Here is a 16709-nt window from a genome sequence, read left to right as displayed (position 1 = left end):
ATGGCAATGCACTGGCCTTTCGCTCATTCCTCACTCCTCCACACTCACTCCTCGCTTCAAAAATGCAGCCCCTCGCGCCCGGCGATCGTATGCACGTCCTTGTCGCCGCGGCCGGACAGGTTGCACAGCACGACCTGGTCCTTCGGCATCGAGCGCGCGAGCTTGATCGCCTGGGCGATCGCATGGCTGGATTCCAGCGCGGCCAGGATGCCTTCGGTGCGTGCCAGAGTGCGGAAGGCGTCGAGCGCTTCGTCGTCGGTCACGCCGACGTATTCGGCGCGGCCGGCATCCTTGAGGAAGGCGTGTTCGGGGCCGACGCCGGGGTAGTCGAGGCCGGCCGATACCGAATGGGTCTCGATGATCTGGCCGTCGTCGTCGCACAACACGTAGGTGCGGTTGCCGTGCAGCACGCCGGGACGCCCGGCCGCGAGCGAGGCGGCATGACGGCCGGTGTCGATGCCGTCGCCGGCCGCTTCGGCGCCGACGATGCGCACCGAGGAGTCGTTGAGGAAGGCATGGAACAGGCCGATCGCATTGCTGCCGCCGCCGACGCAGGCGGTGATCGCATCGGGCAGGCGGCCGTATTCGGCCATCATCTGCGCCCTCGCCTCGCGCCCGACCACCGCGTTGAAGTCGCGGACCATGCGCGGGTACGGGTCCGGCCCGGCCACGGTGCCGATGATGTAGAAGGTGTCGCGTACGTTGGTGACCCAGTCGCGCATCGCTTCGTTGAGCGCGTCCTTGAGGGTCTGCGAGCCGCTGGTCACCGGCACCACGGTCGCGCCGAGCAGCTTCATGCGATAGACGTTGATCTTCTGCCGCTCGATGTCGGTCGCGCCCATGTAGACCACGCATTCCAGGCCCAGGCGCGCGGCCACGGTGGCGCTGGCGACGCCGTGCTGGCCGGCGCCGGTCTCGGCGATGATGCGGGTCTTGCCCATGCGGCTGGCCAACAGGGCCTGGCCGATGGTGTTGTTGATCTTGTGCGCGCCGGTGTGGTTGAGGTCTTCGCGCTTGAGCAGGATCTGCGCGCCGCCGACTTCGTCGCTGAGGCGCTGCGCGTGGTAGATCGGGCTCGGTCGGCCGACGTAATGGGCCAGGTCGCGCTCGAATTCGGCGATGAAGGCCGGATCGATGCGGGCCGCGTCGTAGGCCGCGGCCAGCTCTTCGAGCGGCGCGATCAGGGTCTCGGCGACGAAGCGGCCGCCGAAGCGGCCGAAGTGACCGGAGGCGTCCGGATAGGCGTGGAAATCGATGGGGTCTGCGGACATCGGCTCGGGCGCGTTCTGCATCGGGGCGGACATCGCCGCGGGGGCGACGGGAACCGTGAGTTTAGGGCATCGAGGCGATCACCGTACGCACGAGGTGATCGCAGAATGGCGGCGCGGGCCGCAAGCACCGGCCTGCGGCCTTGCGCGGGGCCTCAGCCGGCGTGGCAGTCGGCGCGGCGCACTTCTTCGACGAAGTGGCGCATCTTGTCGCCGTCCTTGAGCCCGGGCGCGCTTTCGATGCCGCTGGACACGTCCACGCCCCAGGGCAAGGTCGCCTGGATCGCCTCGAACACGTTGTCCGGGGTGATGCCGCCGGCGAGCACGAACGGCTTCTGCACGCCGACCGGAATCCGGGTCCAGTCGAAGGTCTTGCCGCTGCCGCCGCTGCCGCCGCGGGCATGGCTGTCGAACAGGAAGCCGGCCGCGCCCGGATAACGCACGTGCAGGGCCGAAGGATGCTGGTCGGCGAGTTCGCCGCCCATCGCGATCGCTTTCAGATACGGCACGCCGAAGGCGCGACAGAACGCATCGTCTTCGTTGCCGTGGAACTGCAGCAGGCTCGGCCGGACCTGGCGCACCACTTCGCGCACCTCGTCGACCGGATTGTCCATGAACAAGGCGACCGCATCGACCAGGGGCGCCAGGGCCTGGCGCATGGCGCGCGCCTCCTCGGCGGCGACGCGGCGGATGCTGCCGGCGGCGAACACGAAGCCGATGGCGTCGGCGCCGAGCTCGCAGGCCAGGCGGACATCGCCCGGGCGGGTGAAGCCGCAGAACTTGATGCGGGTGCGGAACAGGGTGCGGGGTGTTGGCTGGCTCAAAACGTAACCTCGGCAGGGAGCTGGCAGTCGGCGGGATAACGCGGGCCGACGAACACCAGCCCCGAAGACGGCGCGGTCGGGCCGGCGACGGTACGGTCGCGTCCGGCCAGCAGTTCCCCGATCCATGCCTCCGGTCGTTCGCCCCGGCCCACGAGCAATAAGCTTCCGACAATATTGCGCACCATATGGTGAAGAAAGGCGTTGGCCTGGACTTCCATCTCGACCACCTCGCCGTCGCGGCGCACGCCGATGTACTGCAGGTCGCGGCGGGCATGCGGGGCCTGGCAATGCACGGTGCGGAACGCCGAGAAGTCGTTCTCGCCCAGCAGGGCCTGGGCGGCGCGGTGCATGGCCCCGGCATCGAGCGGGCGGCGTTCCCAGGTCAGGTACTGGCGCTCCAGGGCCGGCCGCACCGGGCGGTTGAGGATCCGGTAGCGGTAGCGGCGCGCCCGGGCCGAGAAACGGGCGTGGAAATCCGCCGCGACCGGCACGCACCAGCGCACGCACACCGACGGCGGCAGGCGCGAGGTGGTGCCGAGGACCCAGCCGCGCAAGTCGCGCCGGGCGCTGCTGTCGAAGTGGACGACCTGGCAGGAGGCGTGGACGCCGGCGTCGGTGCGCCCGGCGCAGGTCACCTCGACTCGGCCGCCGGCGACGAACGACAGCGCCTCCTCGAGCGTGCTCTGCACCGTGGCCTCGCCGCGCAGGTCCGGCTCGCCCGGGCGCACCAGGCGCTGCCAGCCGGAGAATTCGCCGCCGTCGTACTCCACGCCCAGGGCGTAACGGCTCAGCGGGGCCGCCACTGCGGAGGGAGCCGCCTCGGTGGAGGAAGCAGCCAGGGTCTCGAAAACTTCGGTCATGCCTGATTCGGCCGCGCGCTGGCGCGGCTCAACTCAACTCTGGGATTCGAGTTCGCGCAGAAGGCGCGCGGCCTGCTGGCGGGCCGCGTGGTCGCCGTTGATCAGCACCTCGCCGAGCAGCTGGCGGGCGCTGCTTTCGTCGCCGAGGTCGAGATAGGCCCGGGCCAGTTCGATGCGCTCCTGGCCCGGCGCGGTCGCCGCCTGGGCGTCGCCGCCGGGCGGATCGAACACCGGCGCCGGGACCGGGGCCTGCACCGGCGTCGGTGCAGGCTCGGCCTGCGGCGCAGCAACGGCGGCGGCGCCCGGGGCCGGCGCGGTACCGACATCGGCCGCGTGCCAGGTCGGCACCTTGGCGCGCGAACGCGCCTCGGCCTTGGGCGCGGTCCAGAACGGCGCGGCGATCGGTTCGGCGCCGGCGGCACGCTCGGCCTCGGGTTCGCCGAGCAGTTGCGCAACCGGGTCGACCACCGCGGCGGACTCGGGACGGCGGCGCAGCGAATCGGCCGCGGCGCCGGCGCCCGGGCCGGCATCGGCCGCGGCACGCTCCTGGCTGCCGCCGCGGACCGGCGCATCGGCCGTCGTGGCCGGCGCGCGGAAACTCGGCTTCTTGGGTTCGCGACGGCTCAACACCCAACCGCCGATCAGCAAGGCCAGCACGCCGAGGCTGCCGAACACCCATGGCAGCGGCGAGCCGCCTTCGCTACGGGCCTGGTTCTCGGCCAGGCGTTGCTGGCTCGCGGCCAGCTCGCTGTCCTTCATCGCGATGAGCTTTTGCTGCTGCGCCTGCAACTGCTCCAGCTCGGCGACCCGGCTCTTGAGGTCGGCCAGTTCGGCGTCGCGCGCAGCGATGACCTCGTTGGCCTGCTGAATCTCCTGTCGAACCATGCTGCCCTCGCCTCCGGCGCTGATGCCGGACTGTGCGCCCGCCTGGGTGGCTTGGCTGGCCCCCGGCGGGACGATTTCAAGACGCGCGTCGTTGCCGCGCGAAGCCGCGCCGCCCTGCGCGGCCGGAGCCACCGGCGCCTTCGCGACCGCATCGGACTCCAGGCTGATCGGCTGCGGCACCGGCTGGCGGGCCTGGCGCCATTGCTGGACCTGCACCCGCACCAGTTCGCTGGCTTCGCGCGGATCGATCGCGTCGAGCTGGTTGCCCGGCGGCAGGCGCAGCACCGCGCCCTGCCTGAGGCGGTTGATGTTGCCGCCGATGAAGGCCTCGGGATTGGCCCGCAGCAACGCGATCATGGTCTGGTTGAGCGTGTTCTCGCCGGCCACGCTCGCGGCGATCGCCGACAGGGTCTGGCCGCGCTCGACGGTGATGTCGCCGTCGGCGCCGACGCTCGGCGCGGCCGCGACCGGACGCGGCTCGCGCGGCGCCTGCGGGATGCGGCCGGCGTTGGCCGGCTCGGCCTGCGGCACCGGGTCGGGCTCGACCGGGATGGGTTCGGGCGCCGGCTGCGGCGCGGCGGCGATGGCGCTGCCCGGGTCGTAGCGGTCGAGTTGGTTCTCCACCGCCAGCGGATCGGTCGCCTGCGGCTGCGCGCCGAACGGCAGCGGCGCATCGAGCGGGCGCTCGATGGTGTTGGCGGCGGCGCCGGTCGGGGCCTGGATCGGCGGCTGCATCGGCGCCGATACGGTGCGCGGCGCATCCAGCAAGGCCGAATACTCGCGGGTCAGCCGGCCCTGCCCCCAATCGACTTCGATCAGGAAGGTCAGCAGCGGCTGGTTCACCGGCTGGGTGCTGGTGACCCGGATCACCGGCTTGCCGGCCTGGTCGAGCGCGAGCACGAAACGCAGGTCGGTGACGATGCCCTGCGGCGGCTCCAGACCGATGCGCTGGAAGGTTTCCGGCGAGGCCAGGCCGGCGCGCAACTGCGCCAGCTCGTCGCTGTCGCTGGAAATGACCGGAATTTCCGCCAGCAACGGCTGGCCCGCGCGCGATTTGACCTCGATCTGTCCCAGACCGAGCGCGCCAGCCGCTCCACTGGCCAAGGCCAACGCGAGAGCCAACGCGGTGCGTGCGAAACCTGATCTCACAGACGATCCCATTACCCTGGTCAGGCGGCGACTCTAGCGGTCGGCGGGCGGAATGCGCAACGCAACGGTGAAGATGGACCCTCGATTCGGCGTTCGACTCGACATCCTGTCGCCTGAACCGAGTCGGCCCGATGCCTGGCGCATCGCCGTCGACCCGTATCCGTGCAGAGTGCACCACATCGGCGGGTCAATGCCAGCGGCCTGGCCGATAACCGGCGCTGCGTCCGCCGCCCGTGCCGATGCGCGTGCCGGCTGCGCAAACGAACCGGGCCCCGCAGGGCCCGATCCGCACCTCACCTCGATATCTCGCTCAGGCTTCGTTCCAGACCAGTTCCGCCAGTTGCACGGCATTGGTCGCCGCGCCCTTGCGGATGTTGTCGGACACCACCCACAGCGACAGGCCGCGCGGATGCGAGATGTCGTCGCGGATGCGTCCGACGAACACCGGATCGCGTCCCGAGGCGTGCGTGACCGGCGTCGGGTATCCGCCGCCGACCGGGTCGTCGACCACGACCAGCCCCGGGGCCTGTTCGAGCAGCGCGCGCGCGTCGGCGGCAGCGAGCTTGTCGCGGGTCTCGATGTGCACCGCCTCGGAGTGGCCGTAGAACACCGGCACCCGCACCACCGTCGCGTTCACGCCGATGCTGTCGTCGCCGAGGATCTTGCGGGTCTCCCAGACCAGCTTCATCTCCTCGGTGGTGTAGCCGTTGTCGGTGAAGTCGCCGCCGTGCGGGATCACGTTGAAGGCGATCTGCACCGGGTAGACCTCGGCCTTGGCTTCCTGGAAGTTCAGCAGCGCCGCGGTCTGCTTGCCCAGCTCTTCCATCGCCCGCTTGCCGGTGCCCGACACCGACTGGTAGGTGGCGATGTTGATGCGTTCGAGCTTGGCCTTGCGGTGGATCGGCGCCAACGCGACCATCAACTGCATGGTCGAGCAGTTCGGATTGGCGATGATGCCGAGCGGGCGGCGCTTGGCCGCTTCCGGATTGACCTCGCTGACCACCAGCGGCACGTCGTCCTGGTAACGGAACGCGGACGAGTTGTCGATCACCACCGCGCCGGCCGCCGCGAACTTCGGCGCGTATTCCTTGGACACCGAACCGCCGGCCGAGAACAGCGCGATGTCGACGCCGCTCGGATCGAATTTCGCCAGGTCCTGGACCACGATGGTTTTACCGTCGAACTGGATTTTCTCGCCCGCCGAGCGTTCGCTCGCCAACACATGCAGCTGACCGATCGGGAATTTGCGCTCGGCCAGCACCTTCAGCATGGTTTCACCGACTGCGCCGGTGGCACCGACGACAGCGACATTGCAGGACGTCTTGGCGTTCATCTGTTCCTGTTTACCTGACTTGTGGGAGCCGCCGGACCCATTTCCGGCGGGTGTTGCTCGGATCGGCGCGCGAGCGCCGGAAGAAGAATCGGGGGAGGCGCCTTCATCGTCCGCCCTGTGCGCCCATTGTGCGGCCGCCGGCGCCGGCGCGCTCGGCGAGCTGCGCGGCGTTCAGCGGCGACGGCGGGCGGCCGGCATCGGGGCCATGGCCCAGCGCGGCGATCAGATTGTCCACCGCCAGCGCGACCATGGCGCGGCGGGTGGCGAGGCTGCCGCTGGCGATGTGCGGGGTCAGCACCACGTTGCGCAACGCGAGCAGGCGCGGGTTGAGCGCCGGCTCGCCCTCGAACACGTCCAGGCCGGCTGCGGCCAGGCGCCCCTGTTCGAGCGCATCGGCCAGCGCATCCTCGTCGACGATGCCGCCGCGGGCGATGTTGGTCAGGGTCGCGTGCGGCTGCATCCGCGCCAGCGCCCCGGCATCGACCAGATGATGGGCCTGCGGCGAGTACGGCAGCACCAGAATCAGGTGATCGGCGCGCGCCAGCAGATCCTCGAAGCCGACGTAGGCCGCGGCCGACTCGCGCTCGACCGCTTCCGGCAGGCGGCTGCGGTTGTGGTACAGCACGCGCATGCGGAAGCCGGCGGCGCGGCGAGCGATGGCCTGGCCGATCCGGCCCATGCCGAGAATGCTCAGGGTCGTGCCGTGCACGTCGCCGCCGAGCAGCGAATCGAAGTTCCACTGCCGCCAATGGCCTTCGCGCAGCCAACGCTCGGCCTCGCCGATCCGGCGCGCGGCGGCCATCATCAGCGCCCAGCCGAAGTCGGCGGTAGTCTCGGTCAGCACGTCCGGCGTATTGGTGACCAGCACGCCGGCGGCGGTCAGCGCCGGCAGGTCGAGGTTGTTGTAGCCCACCGCGACGTTGGCGATGGCGCGCAGCCGGCCGGCGCCGGCGACCTGGGCCGCCCCGATCGGATCGTTGAGGGTGACCAGAGCGCCGTCGACGTTTCGCAGCGCCGCGGCGATCGCCTCGGGACCGTGCTGGGTCACCTGCGCGGTCGCGACGACCTCGAAATGCTCGCCCAAGCGCGCGACGACGTCGTCGAACAGCGGTTGCGACACCCAGACCCGCGGCCGCTCAGGCATCGGCATCGAGCTCCAGTTGGGCCGGAATGCGCGGGCTGACCACGCCGACATCGCCGCACTGGGCGCGGTGACGCAGGGCCTGGTCGATCAGCACCAGCGCGACCATGGCCTCGCAGATCGGGGTGGCGCGGATGCCGACGCAGGGGTCGTGACGGCCGGTGGTGATCACTTCGACTTCGTTGCCGTGGATGTCGACGCTGCGCACCGGCAGACGCAGGCTGGAGGTCGGCTTGAACGCGGTCGAGCAGCGCAGTTGCTGGCCGGTGCTGATGCCGCCGAGAATGCCGCCGGCATGATTGCTGGCGAAGCCGGCGCGCGAGAGCCGGTCGCGATGCTCGCTGCCCTTGGACGCCACGACCGCGAAACCGTCGCCGATCTCCACGCCCTTGACCGCGTTGATGCTCATCAGGGCCGCGGCCAGATCGCCGTCGAGCTTGCCGTAGATCGGCTCGCCCCAGCCCGGCGGCAGGCCGTCGGCGACCACGTCGACGCGCGCACCGACCGAGTCGCCGGACTTGCGCAACGCGTCCATGTAGGTCTCCAGCTCGCCGACCTGATCGGCGGCGGGCCAGAAGAACGGGTTCTCTTCCACCGCCGACAGGTCGTAGGCCTTGGGCACGATCTCGCCGATCTGCGACATGAAACCGCGCACGCTGACCCCGTACCGCTCGGCCAGCCACTTCTTGGCGATCACCCCGGCGGCCACGCGCATGGTGGTTTCGCGCGCCGAGGAACGCCCGCCGCCTCGCGGATCGCGCAGGCCGTACTTCTGCCAATAGCTGTAGTCGGCGTGGCCGGGACGGAACTGTTCGGCGATCGAGCCGTAGTCCTTGCTGCGCGCGTCGGTGTTGCGGATCAGCAGGGCGATCGGCGTGCCGGTGGTGCGGCCCTGATAGACGCCGCTGAGGATTTCGATGTCGTCGCTTTCGTGGCGCTGCGAAGTGTGGCGGGTGCGCCCGGTGGCGCGGCGGTCGAGGTCGCGGCGGAATTCCTCCGGCGCGATCTCCAGGCCCGGAGGGCAGCCGTCGATCACGCAGCCGATCGCCGGACCGTGGCTCTCGCCGAAGGTCGTCACCGTGAAAAGCTTTCCGAAGCTGTTGCTGGCCACTGATCGAAGTCCTGATGCGTGCCGGTCTCGGCCCGGCGTGGGGGTTGCGCGGAGCCGGTGCGGGCGTCGCTTGCGCGAGGCGCCCGCGCCGGTGCGCGGCGGCAGGGGTATGTCCTGCGTCGACGCCATCGCGGTGCGCGCCGAACGCAAGCCACCTGCCTACGCCGATGGTATGACGCAGCGGTGACGCACGGCTTGGCGAGTCGCAAGGCGACGGCAATCGAGGACAGCGGATTCTATGCCGGCCGACCGCGCCGTCCTGCGACCGCGACCCGCATCGCCTGCGCCATCGGCCTCATCTCGAATTTCCCCGAATGTGAGGAAAAACCCATCCTGAGGCTGATGTGCCGCAGACACCGATCCCGTGCGAACTGCCGACGCGACCTACGTCGTCCACCATAGCCGACGACGCTGGTTTCCGCTGCAACGATGGGCGCAGCCGCGATGCGATGGCGGGGCCGACGGCCCTACGCCGGGGTATCGGCGAGGTTGCGCAAACGAACGCAGACGCCGCGGGGCGCTTGCGGATTCCGGTCGGTCTGGCGCCTGGCGCGTACTGGATCAGCGCTCAGGCGCTGCGGGCACGCGTCGCGCGTCGCCCGCCACCGGCCGCCGACGCACGCTCAGCCGCGCGCGTCGGCGAGTCGTTTGATTTCGTCGTGGTGTTCGACGAGGTCGTGGCGCTCGGCCACGAAGATGCCCATTTGGCCGACCTTGAACTCGACCCAGGCCAGCGGCAGTTGCGGCAGCAGTTCGACCAGGGCGCGCTCGGCTTCGCCGACTTCGCAGATCAGCAGACCGTGCTCGCTGAGGTGATCGGGCGCATCGCGCAGGATTTTCAGTGCCAGGTCGAGGCCGTCGTCGCCGGCGCGCAGGCCGAGCTCGGGCTCGTAGGAATATTCCTTCGGCAGCGCGTCGGTCTCGTCGTTGGTGACGTAAGGCGGATTGGTCACGATCAGATCGAAGACCTCGCCCTTCAGTCCCTCGAACAGGTCGGACTTGCGCAGCTCGACGTTGTCGGCGTGCAGGCGCGCCTTGTTTTCGGCGGCCAGCGACAGCGCTTCGTCGTTGATGTCGGCGCCGATCACCTGCCAACCGGGGTGGTAATGCCCGGTGGCGATGGCGATGCAGCCCGAACCGGTGCACAGGTCGAGCGCGCGCTCGACCTCGCGGCCGCCGAGCCAGGGCTCGAAGCCCGACTCGATCAGTTCGGCGATCGGCGAACGCGGCACCAGGGCGCGGCGGTCGCTCTTGAAGCTCAGCCCGGCGAACCAGGCCTCGCCGGTCAGGTAAGCGGCCGGGATGCGTTCGTTGACGCGACGCTCGAACAGTTCCAGCACCTTGGCCTTTTCTTCGCTGGTCACGCGGCCGGCGCCGTACACCGGGCTCAGGTCGTGCGGCAGGTGCAGCGCGTGCAGGACCAGTTGGGTGGCCTCGTCCAGCGCATTGTCGTAGCTGTGGCCGAAGGTCAGCCCGGCCGCGCCGAAGCGGCTGGCGCCGTAGCGGATCAGGTCGACGAGGGTCAGCTGTTCGAAAGAGGCGGAAGCGGGCACGGCGGGTCCAGGGCAAAACAAGGCGCGCAGTATAGCGGGTGGGCTCGGGACTCTGCTCGGGACTCGGGACTCGGGACTCGGGATTCGGGATTCGGGATTCGGGATTCGGGATTCGGGATTCGGGATTCGGGTTCGGGGTTCGGGGTTCGGAGGAGGGTTTGCCGGGGAACCGAGCGCGTGTCCATGCCTGGCCCTCCCCAAGCCCGACGAAACCGACCCGGAGACGCCCCCTGTGAAAAAGCCAGGGGATCTGCTCCTCACCCATCACCCCTCGCTTCCAAGCTTTTTTACTCCCCACTCCTCACCACTAGTTCCTGGTTTCTGCGCACCTGGTTCCTGAGCCCCCAGCCCGTCCCACCGAACCAGCCCGCCCCCGCGCCCGGTATCATCCCCGGGCGCAATCGACGGAATCGCCATGTTCAATCGCACCACCGCCATCGTCCTGGTCGCCGCGCTCGCCGCCGCGGCCGGCCTGTGGGCGTCCAAGCAGTACTTCGGCAGCGCCCGCCCCTCGCCCTGGCCGCAGACCAAGGCGGTGCGCCTGTTCGAGCCGCCGCGCACCCTGCCGGCGTTCTCGCTGCGCCAGTCCGACGGCACCCAGCTCATTCCCGGCGAACTCAAGGGCCACTGGACCCTGGTGTTCCTCGGTTTCACCCACTGCCCCGACGTCTGCCCGACCACCCTGGCGGAGCTGTCGGTGGCGCAGAAGCAGTGGGACTCGATCCCCGAATCGACCCGTCCGCGGGTGCTGTTCGTCTCGGTCGACCCCGAGCGCGACCCGCCCGACCGCATCGGCGAATACGCCCACGGCTTCCACAAGGACACCCTGGCCGCGACCGCCGACATCCCGGCGCTGGAGGCCTTCACCAAGGCGCTCGGCATGGTGTTCGGCAAGGTCCCGGCGCCCGAGGGCGCGCCCGCCGACCAATACTCGATGGACCACAGCGCCAGCATGGCCGTGCTCGATCCGCAGGGCCGCATGGCCGGCCTGATCCGACCGCCGCTGGATCCGAACGCCATCGCCGCCGACCTCGCCGCACTGACCGAAGCCAAGACCCCGTGAGTCTCGTCACCACTCTGACCTATGCCCTGCCGCACCGCGCGCTGTCCTCGATCGCGCGCGCGCTGGCTTACTCCGACAACCCGCGCGTCAAGCAGTGGCTGATCGACACGGTCACGCGCAAGTTCGGCGTGAACCTCGGCGAAGCCGCCGAGTCCGACGCGCAGGCCTATCCGACCTTCAACGCCTTCTTCACCCGCGAGCTCAAGCCCGGCGCGCGCGTGCCCGATCCCGATCCGCGCGTCCTGCTGATGCCGGCCGACGGCCGCATCAGCCAGTGCGGCCCGATCCGCGCCGGCGAGATCTTCCAGGCCAAGGGCCAGTCCTTCACCGCGGCCGAACTGCTCGGCGGCGACGAAGCGGCGGCCGCGCCGTTCCACGACGGCGTGTTCGCCACGGTGTATCTGTCGCCGAAGGACTATCACCGCGTGCACATGCCCTGGGCCGGCACCCTGCGCGAAACCGTACACGTGCCGGGCCGCTTGTTCAGCGTCGGCCCGGACGCGGTGCGCAACGTGCCGCGGCTGTTCGCGCGCAACGAACGCCTGGTCTGCCACTTCGACACCGACTTCGGGCCGATGGCGATGGTCATGGTCGGCGCCTTGCTGGTCTCGGGCGTGGAAACGGTCTGGAGCGGGGTCGAGATTCCGCGCTACGGCGACCGCATCCAGCACAAGGACTACCGCGGCAAGGGCATCTCGCTCGAACGTTTCGCCGAGATGGCGCGTTTCAACTACGGCTCGACCGTGATCGTGCTGTTGCCGCCGGGCGTCGCCGCCCTGGCCGACGGCCTGGGTGCGGAAACCGCGGTGCGCCTGGGCGAGGCCCTGGCCCGCCGCAACGACTGATACGCCGTCTACCGACCACCACCCAAGGAGGGGAACCATGTCGTCCCGTCATCGCCCGGCGCTGCGCCGGGCGGCCTGCCTGTTGCTGATCGCCGCCCTCGCCGCCTGCAGCGACAGAAGCGAGAACGAGCAACTGCTCGAACTGCGCGACAGCCTCGCCTATACCCAGTACCGGCAGTTGTCCGACCACGGCCTGCCCGGCGCGATCGGCGCCTATCGCAAGGGCATGGAATGGAGCGGCAAGCAGCCGCCGGTCGAATTCGACGACGCCGACTACTGCGCGATGCACGTGCTGCTCGCCTACGGCGCGCTGGTCGCCGACAAGAGCACGATCGCGCTGGCCGAAAGCGACATCGTCGAGGCGCGCGGCTGCGGCGCGTTCGATCGCGTCGCCGCGACCTCGCTGCGCTCGGTGGTGTTCCAGCGCCTGGAATGGCCGCAACTGGCCCAGGCCGAGAGCGACAAGGTGTGGGCGGCCCCGCAAAGCCCGGGCGCCGAGCAACCGCCGGTCGCGCACGTCATCACCCTGCATGCCGCGCTGACGTATCTGGCGGTGAGCGAAAAACGCTGGGACCGCGCCCAGGTGCATATCGATGCGCTCGGCCAGTTGTTGAAGCAGCCGTGGATGAGCGAGCTGCCGCGCGCCGGCCTGGCGTTCCAGGAAGGCCGTACCCGCGACGGCCTGGTCACGCTGAAGCGGATGAGCCGGGACCCGAGCGCGCCCGAACCGGTACGCCGGGAGCTCGCCCGCTTCATCGCCAAGGTCGAAGCCAAGGGCGGCGACGTCGACTCCTTCGCCTTCATGCCGCGCCTGATCGCGGTGCTGACCTGGGAAGCGGTCAAGGACCAAGGCCCGGAGGTGCTCAGCACGACCACGCGTTTCGCCGAGGAACAGGCCTGGAAGCCCTTGAACGACACGGTCAAGCACGGCGCCGGCAAGGCGCGCGAGGTCGCCGGCGGGCTGTGGGACAAGGCCCGCGGAGCGGTCGCCCCGGACGCGAAAGCCGCGCCCGAAGCCGGACCCGAAACGACGCCGCAGTAGCCGCGCTCAGGCAAGCGCGCCACGGCAAGCGCGTCCCGTCGCCTCGAGCGACGGCGGCGCGCCGGGCTTGCCGGCTTACATGCCACGCGCGTGCGGCGGCAGTGTCTGCTGCTGTTTTTGCCGATGCTGTTCGTGCAGCGCCGCCCGTTGCGGGCCGAGCTGGCTCAGGCGCTGCTGCGAATCCTGCACCGGGGTACCGGTCGCCTCGGCGGTCGGCATGTGCGCGCGCAGGCTGGCCGGGTCGTTGCGATCGACGTCGGCCCAGACCCCGCCGATATTGGAATGGCCGCTGCCGTCGCGGTTCCAGGCCACGAAATCGTTGCCGGACGCGTACAGGCCGGCGGTCGGGCGCCCGGCCCGGCCCTCGCCTTCCTGCTGCGGACGGCCATAGGCATAGGCGCCGCCCTGTCGAGCGCGTGGATCAGGGCCGGGGCGCCGTTGTTCATCTCGCGCAGCAAGGCCGGGGTCCAGCGAGTGCCGCTCTGGTTCTCGACCTTGGCCGCCATCGTGGTCAGGCGCACTTGGTCGTCGGGCGTGGCAGTGCGGTACAGCGCGGTCTGGCTGACCTGGGCCATGACGCCGGCGACCAGTTCGTTGGCCTGGGCGACGTCGCGGTTATGGATGTGGGCGACGCCGGCATCGGAGCGCAGGAATTCGTTGAGGTTGCCTTCGATGCGCGCGTCCATCGCGCGCCCGCCCTGGGCGGTGATGGTGTTGCCGTTGCGGCCGAGGTCGGCGATGGCCTGGGTGCGCTCGGCTGCGCTGAGCACGCGGTCGGGACGGTTGGCGCGGGCCCAATCCTGATAGGCGTCGACCAGCGACGGCACCACTTCGGGATGCTGGCCGAGGTCGGTCTGCAAGGTGCCGATCGAATAGCCGCTGTTGCCGACCGGCTGCATCACGCCGTTGACGGTGTTGCCGGCGAAGGACAGGTGATTGGAGACGTCGCGGCCGCCGATGCTGCCCTCGGAGCCGACGCCGATGGCGAAATAAGCGATCGCGCGGCGTTCGTCGTCGGTCATGACGCGCGGCGGCGTCGCCGCGGCGTCTTGTGCGGTTGGTTCATGGTCTAGCCTCTTTGCTGCGTCGCGAGCCGGAGCGCCCGCGGCTTCGCTGTCTGTTCGGACTCGATGGCCCGCGGCTCAGTTGTCTCCGGGTTCGTCGTCTTTGGGTTCGTCGTCGGGGCACTGGTCGTCGGTCGGCACCTTCTGCCCGGCCTTGGCCTCGTGCAAGGTCAGATACGGCCGATAGTCGCTGCCGGACTTCCGATACCAGACCACCGTCGCCTTATCGCGCACGAGATAAGCCGAAGCCTCGCCATAGCTCGGACAAGCCGGCGTACCGGTGTCGCTGCAGAACTGCAGGTACAGCTTGTCTTCGCGCAGCTCGCCCTTGAGCTTGCCGCTGTCGCCGCCGACCCGGGCGCCGTCGTCCCAGCTGCCGGTGTAGGACCCGCCGGACCCGGCGAGGTCCAGGTTGGCGGTGTGGTTCCAGCCGCAGCTCTGCTGGTAGCTCCATTGGCCGTCGAAACGCACCCCGGCCGACGCGCAGGAACACAACGACAAGGTCAGCCAGGCCGCGGCGGCGCGGTTACATCCTGTAAGCACGACGGACTCCGTACGGGCTATGCGCAGCGATTTAGCCCGCGCCCCGGCTTGAGTAAACCGATTCCCGGCTCCAGGTCCGGTCCGGCGCGACACGACCAAGGCGCGGTCAGCCGCGCCGCACCGACAGGGCGATCAGCGCCTGGGCGATCCAGTAGGTCGCCAACACCCCCGCCGGGGCAGCCGCGAACGGCGCGGCGAAGCGGTCGATCGCCAGGGTCGCATCGGAGGCGACGAAGAAGGCACCGCCCGCGGCCGCCAGCGCAGTCGCCCGGCTGGCGCGATGGCGCCACACCGCAGCGGCTTGCGCCGCCATCGCCGCGAGCACGATCACATAGGCGATCACCGGCGCCCGCAACGCGCCCGGCAGATGAGGCCACAACACCGCCAGCACCGCCGCGGCGAGCGCGGCATAGGCCGGAACCGGCCACAGCGCCGCGAACCAGGGCGCGCGCCGGGTCAGGCCCACCAGATAAGCGATATGCGCGCAGAGAAAACTGCCGAGCCCGAACACGAACCAGTCGCCCGGCAACATCAAAAACACGTCGCCCAGGGTCGACAGCAGCAGGCCGATCAGGATCGCGCGCCGATACGCAGGGCCGGCATCGGCGTCGGGCTCCGCCTCGCCGCCGCAACGCAACAGCATCGCCACGATCAACAACGTGGTCAGCGGCTTGAATAGATAGTGCAGCCAGGGCGACAGATAACTGCCGGCGATCGCCAGCAGCGCCGACAGCGCGATCGCTGCGAGCCACGGGTCTCGACGCGAAGACGAGGTCGTTGCGATGCGCCTGTTCATGCCGGCATCACTGTTTCATGATCCTCGCGAGCCGAAACACGATCGCTGTCGATCAAGGCTTCGATCTCTCGGCGCAGACGCGCCTCTCGCGCGCGCAGCGAAGGGTCGATCGCCCCTTCGGCGTGCCCGTGCGACAAGGCCAGTTGCTTGCGGGCTTCCTCGCGGTCGCCGCGCAAGGCGGCAGCCAAGGCCCGCAGGCGCGGCGCCACATATGGCGCATACCAAAACGCGGGGTCGTTCGCGTCGAACGCATCGAGCACCGCGGGATCGCCCACGCCCCAAGCATGGAAAAACAGCCACTCCGCGCCGGCCAAGGCCATCAAGTCCGCCATCGCCTTCTGCTTCGATGGATCGTAACTCCCGAAGCGGGCCCGCATTTTCTCGAAGAGTTCCGCGGCCCTATCAAGGTCGCGAACATCCAGCGAGCGTTTCAACATCAGCCAATCGTGATAGAGCGGCATCGGTTCGGGCTCCGCAGCCAAGCGCTCCAGCAATTCAAGGGGCAAATCGTCGATCGATTCGCCGTGCAATAGTCGGCCGCCTATTATCGAGAACGCGCTCCTGGGGATCCGATCGGCACTGTTGCGCAAAGCTCGCAGCCACAGTAGACCATCGCTGGCAAAGCTGCCGAACATGCGCGGAAACAGGTTGCCCACCGCCATGGAAAAATTGAGCAAAGCGCCCAGCTCCCACGCCGTTCTAACGACCGATCGTTCCAGGCAGACCGATACCGAGAGGCTGAGTGCGGCGACCAGCAGATTCGCGAGCGGCCCGCCTAGGGCGTGCGCGATCAAACTGCGGCGCAAATCGCGTTTCGGGTCCGGAAAGGCCAGGACATAGCCACCCACGCCCCTGGCCTTGTCGCGCTGGCGCCATCGAACCCGCAAACCGTGCCTGTACGGCACCGCCTCCAGCGACCATAGAGCGATGCCCGCGACGGCCATGCCCGCCCAGCGAGCGCCCAGCCAGTGACCGCCCTCATGCGCCAGCAGTGCGACTGGCGCGATCAGCACCATCGCAAGGGACAGGCTGATCGTCACCCCGATATCGAACTGGGACCCGGCCCCGAGGATCGACAAGGCAACCGCGCCCGTCGCAACTGCGCTGGACAGAAGGCCAAGTCGACCGAAGAACTGCTGCCAACGCGGCGACAAATCCCAGGCGGCCGCGGCGGCCTGGGTCGGTGGAGCATCGTCGGCGGGCGCGTCCATGCGTTCGCTTCTCTACCCGTA

At 69.6% G+C, this 16709-nt stretch carries 15 protein-coding genes; 3 read left to right on the top strand and 12 right to left on the bottom strand.

The window, feature by feature from the left end; genetic code table 11:
* Positions 1 to 56: 56 nt before the first annotated feature.
* The 8 genes from trpB to prmB all read right to left on the bottom strand — a co-directional run bounded on the left by trpB (position 57) and on the right by prmB (position 10124).
* Positions 57 to 1271 (bottom strand): tryptophan synthase subunit beta, encoded by a 1215-nt coding sequence (gene trpB, locus AC6CH2_RS01270; protein ID WP_498267599.1) that lies wholly within the window; start codon positions 1269 to 1271, stop codon positions 57 to 59.
* Between the two features lie 152 nt (positions 1272 to 1423).
* The gene (locus AC6CH2_RS01265) at positions 1424 to 2092 is read right to left on the bottom strand and encodes a phosphoribosylanthranilate isomerase (RefSeq protein WP_435395763.1); all 669 of its coding nucleotides are present in this window, start codon (positions 2090 to 2092) and stop codon (positions 1424 to 1426) included.
* On the bottom strand, positions 2089 to 2883 hold the full coding sequence (truA, locus tag AC6CH2_RS01260; protein WP_498268183.1) for a tRNA pseudouridine(38-40) synthase TruA: 795 nt from the start codon (positions 2881 to 2883) through the stop codon (positions 2089 to 2091). The genes AC6CH2_RS01265 and truA overlap by 4 nt, the downstream gene beginning before the upstream one ends.
* 102 nt (positions 2884 to 2985) lie before the next feature.
* Positions 2986 to 4986 (bottom strand): motility hub landmark protein FimV, encoded by a 2001-nt coding sequence (locus AC6CH2_RS01255; RefSeq protein WP_498267598.1) that lies wholly within the window; start codon positions 4984 to 4986, stop codon positions 2986 to 2988.
* 310 nt (positions 4987 to 5296) lie between these two features.
* Positions 5297 to 6319 carry an aspartate-semialdehyde dehydrogenase gene (locus AC6CH2_RS01250; protein ID WP_498267597.1) on the bottom strand — a complete coding sequence of 341 codons (1023 nt, stop codon included), beginning with the start codon at positions 6317 to 6319 and terminating at the stop codon, positions 5297 to 5299.
* Positions 6320 to 6422: 103 nt separating this feature from the next.
* Positions 6423 to 7469, bottom strand: coding sequence for a 2-hydroxyacid dehydrogenase (locus AC6CH2_RS01245; protein WP_498267596.1), 1047 nt, complete (start codon positions 7467 to 7469; stop codon positions 6423 to 6425).
* Positions 7456 to 8571, bottom strand: coding sequence for a chorismate synthase (gene aroC / locus AC6CH2_RS01240; RefSeq protein ID WP_498267595.1), 1116 nt, complete (start codon positions 8569 to 8571; stop codon positions 7456 to 7458). Before aroC ends, AC6CH2_RS01245 begins: the two co-directional genes overlap by 14 nt.
* Positions 8572 to 9194: 623 nt before the next feature.
* Positions 9195 to 10124 (bottom strand): 50S ribosomal protein L3 N(5)-glutamine methyltransferase, encoded by a 930-nt coding sequence (prmB, locus tag AC6CH2_RS01235; RefSeq protein WP_498267594.1) that lies wholly within the window; start codon positions 10122 to 10124, stop codon positions 9195 to 9197.
* Between the two features lie 415 nt (positions 10125 to 10539).
* On the opposite strand from prmB, the gene AC6CH2_RS01230 reads away from it, so the two are divergent.
* Genes AC6CH2_RS01230 through AC6CH2_RS01220 form a run of 3 tightly spaced genes read left to right on the top strand, consistent with a single transcriptional unit; the run spans position 10540 to position 13074 of the window.
* The gene (locus AC6CH2_RS01230) at positions 10540 to 11187 is read left to right on the top strand and encodes an SCO family protein (RefSeq protein WP_498267593.1); all 648 of its coding nucleotides are present in this window, start codon (positions 10540 to 10542) and stop codon (positions 11185 to 11187) included.
* On the top strand, positions 11184 to 12032 hold the full coding sequence (gene asd, locus AC6CH2_RS01225) for an archaetidylserine decarboxylase (RefSeq protein ID WP_498267592.1): 849 nt from the start codon (positions 11184 to 11186) through the stop codon (positions 12030 to 12032). The genes AC6CH2_RS01230 and asd overlap by 4 nt, the downstream gene beginning before the upstream one ends.
* A gap of 37 nt (positions 12033 to 12069) precedes the next feature.
* Positions 12070 to 13074: a hypothetical protein gene (locus tag AC6CH2_RS01220; protein WP_498267591.1), complete on the top strand. Its 1005-nt coding sequence runs from the start codon at positions 12070 to 12072 to the stop codon at positions 13072 to 13074.
* Between the two features lie 164 nt (positions 13075 to 13238).
* Here AC6CH2_RS01220 and AC6CH2_RS01215 read toward each other — a convergent pair whose 3' ends face one another.
* From AC6CH2_RS01215 to AC6CH2_RS01200, 4 genes are all read right to left on the bottom strand, one after another.
* Positions 13239 to 14096 (bottom strand): hypothetical protein, encoded by an 858-nt coding sequence (locus tag AC6CH2_RS01215; protein WP_498267590.1) that lies wholly within the window; start codon positions 14094 to 14096, stop codon positions 13239 to 13241.
* Between the two features lie 120 nt (positions 14097 to 14216).
* Positions 14217 to 14681 (bottom strand): hypothetical protein, encoded by a 465-nt coding sequence (locus tag AC6CH2_RS01210; protein WP_498267589.1) that lies wholly within the window; start codon positions 14679 to 14681, stop codon positions 14217 to 14219.
* A gap of 106 nt (positions 14682 to 14787) precedes the next feature.
* Positions 14788 to 15477, bottom strand: coding sequence for a lysoplasmalogenase (locus AC6CH2_RS01205; protein ID WP_498267588.1), 690 nt, complete (start codon positions 15475 to 15477; stop codon positions 14788 to 14790).
* Positions 15474 to 16688 carry a hypothetical protein gene (locus AC6CH2_RS01200; protein WP_498267587.1) on the bottom strand — a complete coding sequence of 405 codons (1215 nt, stop codon included), beginning with the start codon at positions 16686 to 16688 and terminating at the stop codon, positions 15474 to 15476. Before AC6CH2_RS01200 ends, AC6CH2_RS01205 begins: the two co-directional genes overlap by 4 nt.
* Positions 16689 to 16709 lie beyond the last annotated feature (21 nt).

It is taken from the genome of Lysobacter sp. GQ73 (assembly GCF_059758755.1).
This window is presented reverse-complemented; position numbering and strand designations above follow the sequence as displayed.